We start from the raw sequence: 13,340 nt of genomic DNA on the forward strand, positions 1-13,340 counted from the left end.
AGAGCGCTAACAAGCACTCGTTTCTTGCAATTTTGTTGCCAAAAATAAAAGCTGAATGCGATCACATTCAGCTTTTTTACTTCCTATATAATTATTTTGGTTCACCGATTGGTAAAACAGTCTTACCAAAACTTTCATTAATAATATCCGCAGCGGCTAAGTAGAACGCTAAGAATGCGGTTAATAAACCAAAGTTACCACCAATGTTAGTTAGGGTGGTGTTATGAGTGAAATCGCCAGCGGCCAATAGGTAGAATGTAATAGTTAAGCTTAAGAAAATAGCTTGTAATGCACGGGCTTTTGCTAGTGTGCCGATGAACATCATAAGTGTGAATGTTCCCCAAGCTACTAAGTACCAACCAACGAATTCTGCCGATACATTCGCAGCAAAGAACACTTTAAATAATGCAAAAGACCACCAGAATGCACCATAGCTGGTAAACGCAGTAAAGCCGAACGTGTTACCTTTAGCAAATTCAAACATACCTGCAATCATTTGTGCTGTGCCACCGAAAGCAAATCCCATTGCTAAAACTAAACCTACGTTTTCACCGCTGAATGTACCGTTATTGATTAGGCTTAGTAAAAATGTAGTAAGTGCAAAACCGCATAAACCGAGCGGAGCCGGGTTAGTTCCTGAATTTGGAGCTGACATTGAAAACCTCTGTTATATTGTTACACCATAAGTGTGGTAATTGTTTATCTACGCCGATAAATCAGACGTTATATGCCTAAAATTTAGGGCGATAAAGTATAGCGATTTTGCAGTAAATTGACTAGAAATTTCCGAGACAAGCGGTGAGATTTTTGCAAAATTTTGCCAAAAAATGACCGCTTGTTGTTGTCATTTAGCTATGGATTTAACTGCCGATATTGGCTGGGTGTTACGCAATATTGCTTTTTAAAGGCGGTAATAAAATGCGGCTCGGATTGGAAGCCGCAAGATAAGGCGATACTTAATACCGACCCAGCTTGGCTTTTGAGCAGCATTGCTGCTTTTTGTAGCCTGATTTTGTGTACAAAAGCATGTGGGCTAATACATAAATGTTTGTTAAATAAGCGGACTAACTGGGCACGAGAAAGGTGGATAAATGCCGCCATATCATCGACTTGCCATTCGTGTTCGGGATTAAGCAAAATAGCTTTGATCAAAGGTCTTAAGCGTAAGTCTTGCCAACCTTTTAAAATACCGAATAACTGATTGTTATGGTTAACTAGATGTTCTCGTAAGATCATAGTTAAAATAACAACAGCAAGCGAGTTAACCACAGATTTTACGGCTAAATTAGGTGTTTCTGCTTCTTGTTTTAGAATATCTAACATTGCTTTTAATGGTGTCTCGGCAACTTGAAATACGATCATTTCAGGTAAGCTTTCCATTAATTCGGCTTGATGGTCATAATAAAAATGGAGGCAGAACATATCGCATTCTGATTGAGAAAGTCCTGCTTGGGTGAGTGTAAATGCACCCAATTGTTCATGGTTTACCGCATTTTTGCTGGTCAAAGGCTGTATTTGACTACGTAATGTATGATCGGCAAATCTGGGGAAAAATACAATATCTCCCTGTTTAAGGTGATGGGTTTTCCCATTATGTTGTAGATAAGCTTGCCCATAGCTGATGATATGAGCGATTGCTTGTCCGGTTTGATGCGGATTCTCAAGTTGCCAATCTCCCTGTAACTGACATTTCACACTGATTCCGGCTGAGATTTGAGCGAAAGCTAGAAGCCTATCTAATATATCCATTGTTCATTCCTTATATTTCCACCTTAAATTGCGATTATTTCATTATAATATGAGCTGATTTGATAATAAAGTTTATCAGATAAACGCAATAATAAATGCGTTTTTTCATATTATTCACTTTAGGAGGAAATCAATATGTCTTCATTCCAAAATTGGACAGAACACACAGCTCACGTTAAGCAATCTTTTGGTAAATTAGGGCAAAAACACCCTAAAATGCTTGAAGCTTATAAAGCATTAGGTACAGCGGCCGCAGCGGAAGCATTAGATCACAAAACTCGTGAATTAATTGCATTAGCAGTAGCGATTACAACACGTTGTGAAAGTTGCATCAGTGTACACGCAGAAGAAGCGGCAAAAGCAGGTGCAACCGAAAGCGAAATTGCCGGTGCATTAGCGACTGCGATTGCATTAAATGCAGGTGCAGCTTATACCTATGCTTTACGTGCATTAGAAGCGGTAGAAGAGCAAAAATAAGGAGCAATCAATGAAGAAATTGGCTTGGATTTTAGGGTTTGCAACAATGATGCCAATGATGGTAAATGCTGAACAAGCATCGGTGCAGCAAGTACAAGCTGAGAAAGCAGCGGGTATTTGGATTGATGTACGTTCTGCTGAAGAATTTCAGCAAGGGCATTTAAAGGATGCAATTAATTTAACGCATACTGAAATTGCACAACGTATTTCAGAAGTTGCTCCTGATAAAGACCAACCAATTAATCTTTATTGTCGTTCAGGGCGCAGAGCGGAAGTAGCTCTGAATGAGCTCAAAAAATTAGGTTACAGCAATGTAACTAATCATGGTGGTTATGACGATCTGATTAAAGCCGGGTTGAAATAGCTGTTTTGAGTGCCAAGCATTTGCTTGGCACTTTTCGTTTATATCTGAGGTTAAAAATTATGAGTGCTTTTAACAATTTTGTTAATTTTGTTGCAAATATTGTTGCTCCGATGCAACGCCAATTTATTAACTTTGTACGTATTGCCATTTGTATCGTGATGGTTTGGATTGGTGGTTTAAAAGTCTGCCAATATGAAGCAGACGGTATTGCCCATTTTGTGTCTAATAGCCCGTTCTTTAGTTATATGTACAAAAAAGGCCCGAATTTAGTTGATGACGGCACAGGTAAAATGGTGATGGAATATACCCTTCACAAAAACCCTGAAGGTAAAATGGTGGCAAAAAACATCGAATGGCATAAAGAAAACGGCACTTATACTGCATCTTATATCATAGGTGCAACCATTGTGACGGTTGGTTTATTGACGTTATCCGGTATTTGGTTCCCGGTTTCCGGTATGGCGGGGGGCTTACTCACCTTTGGTATGTCGATTGTTACACTCTCTTTTATGATCACCACCCCTGAAATTTGGGTGCCGAATTTAGGTGGGGATATGCCAACCCCAGCGCACGGTTTCCCATATCTGTCAGCAGTCGGTCGTTTAATTGTGAAAGATGTGATTATGATGGCAGGTGGCTTGGTTGCTGCAGCGGAATGTGCTAATCGCATTTTAGCCAGACGTAAAGCGATTGCTTAATTAATAGTGCTAATGCAAGCGGTCATTTTCTTGTAAAATTTTGCAATAAAATGACCGCTTGTTTTTTGTCAATTTGCCATAATTTCAAGTATAATTCGATAACGCAATCGTTTGCTTTTATTAAGGAGAGACAAAAATGACAATAATCGGTACGCCCCTAAGAGCTAATGCTACAAAGGTGATGATGTTAGGTTCGGGCGAGTTGGGTAAAGAGGTTGTAATTGAATTACAACGTTTAGGCGTAGAAGTGATTGCGGTAGATCGCTATGAAAACGCTCCTGCACAGCAAGTAGCTCATCGTGCTTATACGATTTCGATGTTAGATGGGAAAGCATTACGAGAACTGGTTGAAAAAGAAAAGCCGGATTTTATTGTGCCGGAAGTGGAAGCCATTGCAACTGCAACCTTGGTTGAGTTAGAGCAAGAGGGGTATAACGTAATCCCAACGGCAAAAGCAACGCAATTAACAATGAACCGTGAAGGGATTCGCCGATTGGCAGCAGAAGAGTTGGGCTTAAAAACGTCGCCTTATCGTTTTGTGGATAATTTTGAACAGTTTCAACAAGCGATTCAAGAAATTGGGATTCCGTGCGTAGTGAAACCGATTATGTCTTCTTCCGGATACGGACAATCAGTGGTTAAATCTGAAACGGATATTCAACAGGCTTGGGATTATTCACAACAGGGCGGGCGTGCCGGCGGTGGACGTGTGATTGTAGAAGGTTTTATTAAATTTGATTATGAAATTACCCAACTTACCGTTCGCCATATTCACGGCACGTCGTTTTTAGCTCCCATCGGGCATATTCAGGTTGATGGCGATTATCGTGAATCTTGGCAACCGCAGCAAATGTCAGACATTGCATTGAAAAAAGCTCAAGAAACCGCAGAAAAAATTACCTCTGTACTGGGCGGAAGAGGCATTTTCGGCGTGGAACTTTTTGTCTGTGGCGATGAGATTATTTTTAACGAAGTCTCCCCACGTCCGCACGATACCGGAATGGTAACAATGGCATCACAAGAGCTTTCCCAATTTGCCCTACACGCCCGTGCGATTTTGGGCTTACCGATTCCGGAAATTTACCACATCAGCCCAGCAGCCTCTAAAGCGATTGTAGTTGAAGGAATCTCGGATAATGTGCGTTTTGGCGGTTTAGATAAGGTATTAGCTGAAATCGGGACGAATATCCGATTATTCGGTAAGGGCGAAGTAAATGGTCACCGTCGATTAGGCGTGATTCTTGCTCGTGATGAAAGTACAGTGAGAGCATTAGAAAAAGCTCGGCGAGCCTATGATAAGTTAGATATTCAATTATAAAGCTAGGGCTTTGATATTCGTGGATAGTAGGCATTTTTATGCCTACTATCTTATTGGTTTCTAATCACATTAGACAAAAAAGTCGAAGATTGTTAATCTTCTTTGCCGAGAATCTGATTCACTTCACTCTTATACAATACCGCTTTCGCCCCGAAGACAGCTTGTACACCGCCGCCGACTTCCAGCACGTCAATCGCACCAAGTTTTTTCAGCGTTGCTTTATCTACTGCTTTCACATCTTTCACCGCCACACGCAAACGAGTGATGCAAGCATCGACATTTTCGATATTGGTTGCAGAACCAAGCGCAGCGATAATTTTATGGGCATTTTCAGTCAGCGAGCTGGTTTGCTGTTCCACAACCTCTTCGCTATCTTCCGCACGCCCCGGTGTCATTACGTTGAATTTTTTGATCAAGAATAGGAACGAGAAATAATACAGTGCTGCCCACGGTAAGCCTACCAGTATTACTCGAATCCAGTTGGTGTTCTCGTTGCCTTGCAAAATGCCGAACAGGGTGAAGTCAATCACGCCGCCGGAGAAGGTGTTACCAATCGAGATGTTGAGTAAGTCGGCAATGTAGAACGATACGCCGTCTAAAAAAGCGTGGAACACATAGAGCCACGGGGCAACAAACAGGAACATAAATTCAATCGGCTCGGTAATGCCAGTGATAAAAGAGGTGAGCGCTGCACCTAAGAACAGACCGCCAATCGCACCACGGCGGGCTTTCGGCACAGCGTGATACATCGCTAAACAGGCGGCAGGCAAGCCAAACATCATTGTATCGAAACGCCCAGCGAAGAAACGTGTACCTTCGGTAAATAAGCCTTGATGGGTTGGATCGGCGAGTTGGGCGAAGAAGATTTTTTGCGCCCCGATAATGGTTTCACCATTTACCACTTCTGTTCCGCCCAATTCGGTGTACCAAAACAGTGGGTAGATCATATGATGCAAGCCGACCGCACCACTTAACCGCATTAAGAAACCGTAGAAAAAGGTGCCGATTTCGCCCATTTCCGCAATCCCTTGCCCTGCGGAAACCAACCACTGTTGGAAAGTCGGCCAGATCAAAAAGAACACTGCCCCGACAAAAATCGCAGCAAAGGCGGTCACAATCGGCACAAACCGAGAGCCACCAAAGAAACCAAGAATTTGCGGCAGCTGAATGTTGTGGTATCTGTTATGCAGTTTCACCGTAATCAAGCCCATCATCAGCGAGCCGATCACACCGGTATCAATCCCTTTGGTTTCAGGAGAGAACAGCGGAATGAGGGCAGAAATCGTGCCGGTCATAATCAAATAACCGACCACTGCCGCCAGTGCCGCTACGCCTTTATCCCGTTTGGCAAGCCCGATCCCCAGCCCGATACAGAGCAGCAAGGCAAGGTTGCCAAACACCACGCTCCCTGCCGATGCCATAATCTGGAAAATGCCCTGTAAAGTCGGGTTATCCAATATCGGGTAGGCTTGCACCGTTGCCTTATTGGACAAGGCTCCGCCAATCCCTAACAGCAAACCGGCTGCCGGTAAAATCGCAATCGGCAGCATAAAAGCTTTGCCGACTTGTTGCAGTTGTTTGAACATAAAATTTCTCCTTTTTTATGATTGTAATTTGATGGTTTATAGCATACTTAAATTTAAGTAGATACGGTGTGATATAACTCACAGATTTGCAAAATTTTTGCTAATTCTGACCGCTTGTAAAAAAATTACCGCTTGCCGAAAAATTCAAGTAGAATGAAGTATTTTTAGCAAACACAACATAAAAAATTGGAGAAGATTATGCCTATTTTACGTTCAGCGACCTCAACGCAAGGTCGTAATATGGCGGGGGCTCGTGCATTATGGCGAGCAACCGGTATGAAAGAAAATGATTTTGGTAAGCCGATTATTGCAGTGGTGAACTCATTCACCCAATTTGTGCCGGGGCATGTTCACTTAAAAGATATGGGGCAGTTGGTTGCGGCAGAAATTGAAAAAGCCGGTGGGGTGGCAAAAGAGTTTAACACTATTGCGGTTGATGACGGCATTGCAATGGGACACGGCGGAATGCTTTATTCTTTACCAAGCCGTGATTTAATTGCAGACAGCGTGGAATATATGGTGAATGCTCACTGTGCCGATGCGATGGTGTGTATCTCTAACTGCGATAAAATCACCCCAGGAATGTTAATGGCAGCAATGCGGTTAAATATTCCGACTATTTTTGTCTCTGGCGGCCCGATGGAAGCCGGAAAAACCAAACTTTCCGATCAATTAATTCGCTTAGATTTGGTTGATGCAATGATCGAAAGTGCCGACCCGAATGTGTCTGATGAGCGTATTGATGCGATTGAAAAACACGCTTGCCCAACCTGTGGTTCTTGCTCGGGAATGTTTACTGCAAATTCAATGAACTGCTTAACCGAAGCGTTAGGTTTAAGTTTACCGGGCAATGGTTCAATGTTAGCAACTCACGCTGACCGTAAAGAGCTTTTCTTAAGAGCTGGGCGTGAAATTGTGGAGCTTTGCCGTAAATATTACCAACAAGATGATGAAAGCGTGTTACCTCGCTCAATTGCTACCTTTGATGCGTTTGAAAATGCAATGAGCCTTGATATTGCAATGGGTGGCTCAAGTAACACCGTGCTTCATTTGTTAGCTGCGGCTCAAGAAGCAGGCGTGGATTTCAAAATGGCAGACATTGACCGTCTTTCTCGTGTTGTGCCGTGCTTAAGTAAAATTGCCCCGAATACCAATAAATACCATATGGAAGATGTACATCGTGCCGGTGGGATTATGGGCTTACTGGGCGAATTAGACCGTGCTGGTTTAATCCATCGCCACGTTAAAACAGTGTTAGGTTTGACGATTGAGGAGCAGCTTAATCAATACGATATTATTCGTAATAAAGATGAAGATTTACACAAATTCTTCCGTGCCGGCCCGGCAGGTATTCGTACCACCAAAGCCTTCTCACAAGATTGCCGTTGGGATACTGTTGATGATGACCGTGTAAACGGCTGTATTCGCAATGTGGAAAATGCCGTGACCAAAGAGGGCGGTTTAGCCGTATTATTCGGTAATATTGCAGAAGACGGCTGCATTGTTAAAACCGCAGGGGTGGATGAATCTATTTGGAAATTCACCGGCACGGCAATTGTGTTTGAAAGCCAAGAAGATGCGGTAGCGGGTATTTTAGGTGGCAAAGTTAAAGAAGGGCATATTGTGATTATTCGCTACGAAGGCCCGAAAGGAGGCCCGGGTATGCAAGAAATGCTTTATCCAACCAGCTACTTGAAATCAATGGGCTTAGGCAAAAAATGCGCCTTATTAACTGACGGTCGTTTCTCCGGTGGTACATCAGGTTTATCTATCGGACACGCCTCACCGGAAGCGGCTTCAGGCGGTGCGATTGCCTTAATTAATGATGGTGATACGGTATCAATTGATATTCCGAATCGTTCGATTAACCTAATGATTTCAGATGAAGAACTTGCCGCCCGCCGTGCAGAAATGGAAGCCCGTGGCGATAAAGCGTGGCAGCCGCTAAAACGTGAGCGAGAAGTGTCGTTTGCGTTAAAAGTATTCGGGCATTTTGCCACCTCTGCCGATAAAGGTGCGGTGAGAGATAAATCGCTGTTAAAGTAAATAAATTAGAAAAAAAGAAGCATTTCAATAATATATTGATCTGCTCTCCATTCAGCTGGATATTTAATCTAGCTGAATGGAGAGCAGATCGATAGCCTAGTTTACATCTTTTTGTTTTGATACAGGGAAATGTATTACAAGCATTTTGCCGGTTTTGGCAGGCCTGCAATTTTAGTGGCTTGTTTTGCAGGACCATCAGGAAACAAGCGTTGTAAATAACGGCTGTTGCCTTTTTCTTCACCGAATTTTTGTGCCATTGCTTTTACTAGCATTCTGATTGCCGGTGAAGTTTTGTATTCTTGGTAGAAATCTCTTACCAGATAAATGATTTCCCAGTGTTCCGCAGTTAAGCTAATTTGCTCTTGTTCGGCGATCTTTTCTGCTAATTCTACAGACCAATCATTTAAATTGGTTAAATAGCCCGAAGCATCGGTTGGGTATGGGATATTATTTAATTCGATCGTCATCAAATAAAAATGCCACATAATGTGGCATTCCTCTTAAACTAAACTGTTAGTCGTCGCTACCTAGCACACCGAAGATTTGTAAGAAGCTCACAAATAGGTTGTAGATAGAAACATATAAATCAACGGTTGCACGAATGTAGTTGGTTTCGCCACCGTGAATAATATTGCTGGTTGCCAGTAAAATTGCACCGCTTGAGAAAATGACAAATAAGCTGCTTAAGGCTAAGCTTAATGCTGGAATCGCTAAGAAGATATTTGCGATAATACCAACTAATAACACTACGAAAAGAGCCATCATCATTCCGCTGATAAAGCTCATATCTTTTTTAGTGGTTAAAACATAAGCAGAACAAGCGAAGAAAACCAATGCAGTTGCACCTAGTGCAAGGGCAACAATATCGCCTAAACCTGCACCGATGTAGCGGTTTAAAATCGGGCCTAAGGTGTAGCCTAAAAAGCCGGTTAAAGCAAAGACACTTAAAATGCCTGCACTGCTGTTTGCGGTTGCATTGGTTAAGAAAAGTAAGCCGTAAAAGCCGACTAATAATCCCCACCAAGGCATAGCCGGTGCGTTCATTTGCATTGCAACAAAAGCGACAACTGCCGAGAATGTTAGCGTCATTGCCAATAACATATAGGTGTTGCGAAGCACTTTGTGGGTGCTAATCAGTGATTCGCCGGTTGAATAGCTGTGAGCTAAACGATTTTCCATAAAAATTCCTTCTGTTTTGTGTCTAAATCGGAACATCCGATGGATTAATATCTATGGATAAATTTCCATAAAGCAAGAGGTAAGGTAGCCGTAATTTATTGTAAAGTCAATGCGATTTTGTGACAGGAGAGTAAAAAAAAGTATTTAGTTATGTTACACTTGACATCACTCTACTTTATGTTCCTTTTCATCGATGAATTCGCTATGAAGCTCAATTTCCCAACTTATTTAACCTTATTTCGGGTAGGATTAATCCCACTTTTTATTGTGGCTTTTTATCTGCCGACAAAATATGCGCCTGAAATTTCAACACTTATTTTTTTTATTGCATCGATTACGGATGCCTTTGACGGCTATTTAGCACGCAAATGGAATCAAACCACCCGACTTGGTGCATTTTTAGATCCTGTTGCGGATAAAGTCTTGGTTGCGGTTGCTTTTGTCTGCGTGGCGGAGTATTACCACACTTGGTGGATTACTATTCCAATCTGCATTATGATTGCCCGTGAAATTATTATTTCGGCTTTGCGTGAATGGATGGCGGAGCTTGGGGAAAGGGCCAGTGTTGCCGTTTCGATTTGGGGGAAAGTAAAAACGACTGCCCAGATGCTCGCATTAGGTGGAATGTTATGGAGACAGAGCCAACTAATGGAGATTTTAGCCTTTATTCTGCTTTATATTGCAGTGGGTTTAACGATTTGGTCTATGATGCAGTATTTAAATGCTTCGAAGAGTAGTCTATTGAAGTCATAAGCGGTCATATTTTTATTATTTTTTGCAATTTTGTAGAGTGGAAATACCGCTCTACAATTTTCAATTTTATCAACTCTAATGTCTGAATTTAACGCTAAATCTTTCCTGTTAAATGTGCCTCACCAACCGGGTGTTTATCGTATGTATGATAGCAAAGGCACGATAATCTATGTGGGTAAAGCCAAAGATTTAAAAAAGCGTTTAGCCAGCTATTTTCGTAGCCAACTTTCCAGTAAAAAAACGGAAGCCTTGGTGGCAAATATTGCTAATATTGAAACGACGATCACCCATTCTGAAACAGAGGCGCTGCTTCTTGAGCACAATTATATTAAGGAAAATCAGCCGAAATATAATGTGTTGCTAAGAGATGATAAATCTTATCCCTATATTCTGCTAACTAAACATAAGCATCCTCGTTTAACGGCATTTCGTGGCAGTAAAAAGATCGCCGGTGAATATTTTGGGCCTTATCCGAATGTTACGGCAGTTCGGGAAACACTGAATTTATTGCAAAAAATTTTTCCTATTCGTCAGTGTGAAGATACTTATTATAAAAACCGCTCACGACCTTGCTTACAGTATCAGATCGGACGCTGTTTAGCCCCTTGTGTAGAGGGCTGTTATTCACCCGTTGAATACGATCAGCAGGTTAATTTGGTTCGTTTGTTTTTACAGGGAAAAGATCACCAAGTAGTCGAGCATCTGGTACAGAAAATGGAAGATGCGGCGGAGGTTTTGGATTTTGAAGGTGCAGCACGTTTTCGGGATCAAATTCAATCCGTAAGAGCGGTGCAAGAAAAGCAATTCGTCTCTAATGATCGGCTAGATGATCTTGATATTATCTCAATCCTTTATCAAAATGGGATTGCCTGTGTGCATATCTTGTTTGTTAGACAAGGTAAGGTGTTGGGCAATCGTTCTTACTTTCCAAAAGTGCCAAGTAATACAGACTTAACCGAGCTAGCAGATACCTTTGTTGGTCAGTTTTATTTACAAATGAACCAGCATCGCACCATACCTAACCAAATTGTGATTGATCATCAATTAAGTGAATCTAAGGCACTCAGCGAAATTTTAAGTGAGCAAGCAGGGCATAAAGTCAGCATTTTAGATAATACCATCAGAGGTGATAAACAGCGTTATTTAGCTTTAGCGAGAACTAATGCAATGGCAGCATTAGCTTTACAACTTAAGCAAGAATCCCATATTCAAAGCCGTTATCAGGCATTGAAAGAAATGTTGAAAATGTCAGAGATTAAAAGAATGGAGTGCTTTGACATCAGTCATACAATGGGCAACCAAACAGTGGCTTCTTGCGTGGTGTTTGATGAAAATGGGCCGCTAAAATCGGATTACCGCCGTTTTAACATTGAGGGGATTACCGGAGGTGATGATTATGCAGCAATGGAGCAGGCTCTCTTGAAACGCTATAATCGAGAATTACCGCCAGAAAAGATCCCTGATATTATTTTTATTGATGGTGGCAAAGGGCAGTTGAACCGAGCGTTAGATGTCTTCGCTAAACTTGATGTGGAATGGGATAAATCGAAACCACTTTTAATTGGTGTGGCAAAAGGCGTGGAACGTAAAGCTGGGCTGGAAACTTTAATTATCAGCAAATGGGATAAAGAAATTCACTTACCGCCAGATAGTCTTGCCTTGCATTTAATTCAGCATATTCGAGATGAATCCCACCAGCATGCCATTAGTGGGCATCGTAAAAAACGCCAAAAGGCCTTTACCGAAAGTGGATTAGAATCTATTGCCGGTGTCGGTGCAAAACGCCGACAAGCGTTGCTAAAATATTTAGGCGGAATGCAGGGGGTGAAGTCTGCAACCTTGGAAGAGATTCAATCAGTTCCGGGAATTTCTAAAGCTTTGGCAGAGGTTATTTTTGATACATTAAAAAATAGTTAAATTATCAATAGCGATATCGCTTCCAGCCGTAATGGTAGCCCACTCCTATGCTCGGGTAAATTACAGGGTGAATTGGCAGATTTATGCTTTTTGAGCGTTTATCGCTTTGGTTTAATGGCTCATCATGTTGCTTTGTATTTTTATCAACAGTTTGCTTATTGATTACTCGTTGATGGTAATCCTGAACTGCTTGCATATCCATTGGTACTGTGCTTTGTTGTTGGGGTGTCGAACAGGCGGTTAGTGCAACGCTTAATCCGAGTAAAATTAATTTTTTCATATCATTTCCTTATATTGCAAAATATTTTGCTTTTTTGACCGCTTATTTTGCTATTAATTCTTAAAAAGATTATTTTATCCATAAAAAAGGACGCACTAGGCGTCCTCATTTCTATTCTTTAAAATTAAAGAGCAGATTTTGCTTTTTCAACTAAAGCTGCGAAAGCAACTTTGTCAAATACTGCGATGTCAGCTAAGATCTTACGGTCGATTTCAACAGATGCTTTTTTCAAGCCGTTGATGAATTTACTGTAAGATAAACCGTTTTGACGTGCTGCTGCGTTAATACGAGCAATCCATAATTGACGGAATTGACGTTTACGTTGACGGCGGTCACGGTAAGCATATTGAGCAGCTTTAACTACTGCTTGGAAAGCAACGCGATACACGCGTGAACGTGCACCATAATAACCTTTAGCAGCCTTAAGAACTTTCTTATGGCGTGCTCTTGCAATAACACCACGTTTTACACGAGCCATTATTTAATCTCCTAATTGTCTATTTTGATTGGTGGTCGTCATCACGACCTTTACTAAGAATTCTATCCGTACGTCCGTACTTTACTACACTACGCTAACCTAAAAGGCTTATGCGTATGGTAAGCACGCTACTACTAAAACTTGGTCAGCTTTCGCTACCATTGATTTGTGACGTAATTGACGTTTACGTTTAGTGGTTTTCTTAGTCAAAATGTGACGTAAGTGAGATTGTTTACGTTTAAAACCGCCGGAAGCTGTTTTTTTGAAACGCTTAGCAGCACCACGTACTGTTTTAATTTTAGGCATTGTTAAAAAACTCCGCATTGTTTGTTAGATATTATGAAAATAAGGCGAATTTTGTGAACAAAATTACTTGGAAGCACTTATTCTCCGCTATACGATTTTCATCGTTAAAAAGTCAAGCAGGCTGCTGAGTTTGCCTGTTGAGCATTTTCTCTTTCTTGGCTAGGCAAAAAAGCTTGCGAATTTTAGCGA

Annotated in this window: 15 protein-coding genes; 7 read left to right on the forward strand and 8 right to left on the reverse strand. The window is 41.6% G+C overall.

Features of this window, described 5'->3' with window-relative positions:
* Positions 1–91: 91 nt before the first annotated feature.
* Positions 92–655, reverse strand: coding sequence for an acetate uptake transporter (locus ACJ7Z2_RS05930; RefSeq protein WP_006250539.1), 564 nt, complete (start codon positions 653–655; stop codon positions 92–94).
* 197 nt (positions 656–852) lie between these two features.
* Positions 853–1,749: an AraC family transcriptional regulator gene (locus ACJ7Z2_RS05935; RefSeq protein ID WP_409499660.1), complete on the reverse strand. Its 897-nt coding sequence runs from the start codon at positions 1,747–1,749 to the stop codon at positions 853–855.
* Between the two features lie 135 nt (positions 1,750–1,884).
* Here ACJ7Z2_RS05935 and ACJ7Z2_RS05940 point away from each other — a divergent pair, with 135 nt between their 5' ends.
* From ACJ7Z2_RS05940 to purT, 4 genes are all read left to right on the forward strand, one after another.
* Complete coding sequence (locus ACJ7Z2_RS05940) at positions 1,885–2,226, forward strand: carboxymuconolactone decarboxylase family protein (protein WP_006249954.1); 342 nt, start codon at positions 1,885–1,887, stop codon at positions 2,224–2,226.
* A gap of 10 nt (positions 2,227–2,236) precedes the next feature.
* Entirely contained in the window at positions 2,237–2,590 is a 354-nt protein-coding gene (locus ACJ7Z2_RS05945) for a rhodanese-like domain-containing protein (RefSeq protein ID WP_409499661.1), read from the forward strand.
* 59 nt (positions 2,591–2,649) lie between these two features.
* Positions 2,650–3,288: a DUF417 family protein gene (locus tag ACJ7Z2_RS05950; RefSeq protein ID WP_005719747.1), complete on the forward strand. Its 639-nt coding sequence runs from the start codon at positions 2,650–2,652 to the stop codon at positions 3,286–3,288.
* Between the two features lie 136 nt (positions 3,289–3,424).
* Positions 3,425–4,606 carry a formate-dependent phosphoribosylglycinamide formyltransferase gene (gene purT / locus ACJ7Z2_RS05955; protein ID WP_409499662.1) on the forward strand — a complete coding sequence of 394 codons (1,182 nt, stop codon included), beginning with the start codon at positions 3,425–3,427 and terminating at the stop codon, positions 4,604–4,606.
* A gap of 92 nt (positions 4,607–4,698) precedes the next feature.
* Here purT and ACJ7Z2_RS05960 read toward each other — a convergent pair whose 3' ends face one another.
* Positions 4,699–6,192, reverse strand: a complete 1,494-nt coding sequence (locus ACJ7Z2_RS05960) for a PTS transporter subunit EIIC (RefSeq protein WP_409499663.1) — start codon at positions 6,190–6,192, stop codon at positions 4,699–4,701.
* Between the two features lie 198 nt (positions 6,193–6,390).
* Here ACJ7Z2_RS05960 and ilvD point away from each other — a divergent pair, with 198 nt between their 5' ends.
* The gene (gene ilvD / locus ACJ7Z2_RS05965; RefSeq protein ID WP_409499664.1) at positions 6,391–8,238 is read left to right on the forward strand and encodes a dihydroxy-acid dehydratase; all 1,848 of its coding nucleotides are present in this window, start codon (positions 6,391–6,393) and stop codon (positions 8,236–8,238) included.
* Positions 8,239–8,372: 134 nt separating this feature from the next.
* Here ilvD and ACJ7Z2_RS05970 read toward each other — a convergent pair whose 3' ends face one another.
* Complete coding sequence (locus ACJ7Z2_RS05970) at positions 8,373–8,723, reverse strand: TusE/DsrC/DsvC family sulfur relay protein (RefSeq protein WP_409499665.1); 351 nt, start codon at positions 8,721–8,723, stop codon at positions 8,373–8,375.
* A 28-nt stretch (positions 8,724–8,751) separates the two neighbouring features.
* Positions 8,752–9,417, reverse strand: coding sequence for a Bax inhibitor-1 family protein (locus tag ACJ7Z2_RS05975; RefSeq protein WP_409499666.1), 666 nt, complete (start codon positions 9,415–9,417; stop codon positions 8,752–8,754).
* A gap of 204 nt (positions 9,418–9,621) precedes the next feature.
* On the opposite strand from ACJ7Z2_RS05975, the gene pgsA reads away from it, so the two are divergent.
* Both pgsA and uvrC read left to right on the forward strand, forming a co-directional pair.
* Positions 9,622–10,170 (forward strand): CDP-diacylglycerol--glycerol-3-phosphate 3-phosphatidyltransferase, encoded by a 549-nt coding sequence (gene pgsA / locus ACJ7Z2_RS05980; protein ID WP_154704767.1) that lies wholly within the window; start codon positions 9,622–9,624, stop codon positions 10,168–10,170.
* Positions 10,171–10,248: 78 nt separating this feature from the next.
* Entirely contained in the window at positions 10,249–12,087 is a 1,839-nt protein-coding gene (gene uvrC, locus ACJ7Z2_RS05985) for an excinuclease ABC subunit UvrC (protein ID WP_409499667.1), read from the forward strand.
* A gap of 4 nt (positions 12,088–12,091) precedes the next feature.
* On the opposite strand, the gene ACJ7Z2_RS05990 is transcribed toward uvrC, so the two are convergent.
* From ACJ7Z2_RS05990 to rpmI, 3 genes are all read right to left on the reverse strand, one after another.
* The gene (locus tag ACJ7Z2_RS05990; RefSeq protein ID WP_154704081.1) at positions 12,092–12,367 is read right to left on the reverse strand and encodes a hypothetical protein; all 276 of its coding nucleotides are present in this window, start codon (positions 12,365–12,367) and stop codon (positions 12,092–12,094) included.
* 124 nt (positions 12,368–12,491) lie between these two features.
* A complete protein-coding gene (gene rplT / locus ACJ7Z2_RS05995; RefSeq protein WP_006249240.1) occupies positions 12,492–12,845 on the reverse strand; it encodes a 50S ribosomal protein L20 in 354 nt (117 codons plus the stop codon).
* 108 nt (positions 12,846–12,953) lie between these two features.
* Entirely contained in the window at positions 12,954–13,151 is a 198-nt protein-coding gene (rpmI, locus tag ACJ7Z2_RS06000; protein ID WP_006249241.1) for a 50S ribosomal protein L35, read from the reverse strand.
* Positions 13,152–13,340: the final 189 nt, after the last annotated feature.

Origin of the sequence: Mannheimia glucosida (genome assembly GCF_046267875.1) — a bacterium.
Classification (GTDB): domain Bacteria; phylum Pseudomonadota; class Gammaproteobacteria; order Enterobacterales; family Pasteurellaceae; genus Mannheimia; species Mannheimia glucosida.

Bases quoted from the DNA above. Each gene is read 5' to 3' on its own strand.
- ACJ7Z2_RS05930 (WP_006250539.1), bottom strand. From the start codon at position 655: ATGTCAGCTCCAAATTCAGGAACTAACCCGGCTCCGCTCGGTTTATGC.
- ACJ7Z2_RS05935 (WP_409499660.1), bottom strand. From the start codon at position 1,749: ATGGATATATTAGATAGGCTTCTAGCTTTCGCTCAAATCTCAGCCGGA.
- ACJ7Z2_RS05940 (WP_006249954.1), top strand. From the start codon at position 1,885: ATGTCTTCATTCCAAAATTGGACAGAACACACAGCTCACGTTAAGCAA.
- ACJ7Z2_RS05945 (WP_409499661.1), top strand. From the start codon at position 2,237: ATGAAGAAATTGGCTTGGATTTTAGGGTTTGCAACAATGATGCCAATG.
- ACJ7Z2_RS05950 (WP_005719747.1), top strand. From the start codon at position 2,650: ATGAGTGCTTTTAACAATTTTGTTAATTTTGTTGCAAATATTGTTGCT.
- purT (WP_409499662.1), top strand. From the start codon at position 3,425: ATGACAATAATCGGTACGCCCCTAAGAGCTAATGCTACAAAGGTGATG.
- ACJ7Z2_RS05960 (WP_409499663.1), bottom strand. From the start codon at position 6,192: ATGTTCAAACAACTGCAACAAGTCGGCAAAGCTTTTATGCTGCCGATT.
- ilvD (WP_409499664.1), top strand. From the start codon at position 6,391: ATGCCTATTTTACGTTCAGCGACCTCAACGCAAGGTCGTAATATGGCG.
- ACJ7Z2_RS05970 (WP_409499665.1), bottom strand. From the start codon at position 8,723: ATGTGGCATTTTTATTTGATGACGATCGAATTAAATAATATCCCATAC.
- ACJ7Z2_RS05975 (WP_409499666.1), bottom strand. From the start codon at position 9,417: ATGGAAAATCGTTTAGCTCACAGCTATTCAACCGGCGAATCACTGATT.
- pgsA (WP_154704767.1), top strand. From the start codon at position 9,622: ATGAAGCTCAATTTCCCAACTTATTTAACCTTATTTCGGGTAGGATTA.
- uvrC (WP_409499667.1), top strand. From the start codon at position 10,249: ATGTCTGAATTTAACGCTAAATCTTTCCTGTTAAATGTGCCTCACCAA.
- ACJ7Z2_RS05990 (WP_154704081.1), bottom strand. From the start codon at position 12,367: ATGAAAAAATTAATTTTACTCGGATTAAGCGTTGCACTAACCGCCTGT.
- rplT (WP_006249240.1), bottom strand. From the start codon at position 12,845: ATGGCTCGTGTAAAACGTGGTGTTATTGCAAGAGCACGCCATAAGAAA.
- rpmI (WP_006249241.1), bottom strand. From the start codon at position 13,151: ATGCCTAAAATTAAAACAGTACGTGGTGCTGCTAAGCGTTTCAAAAAA.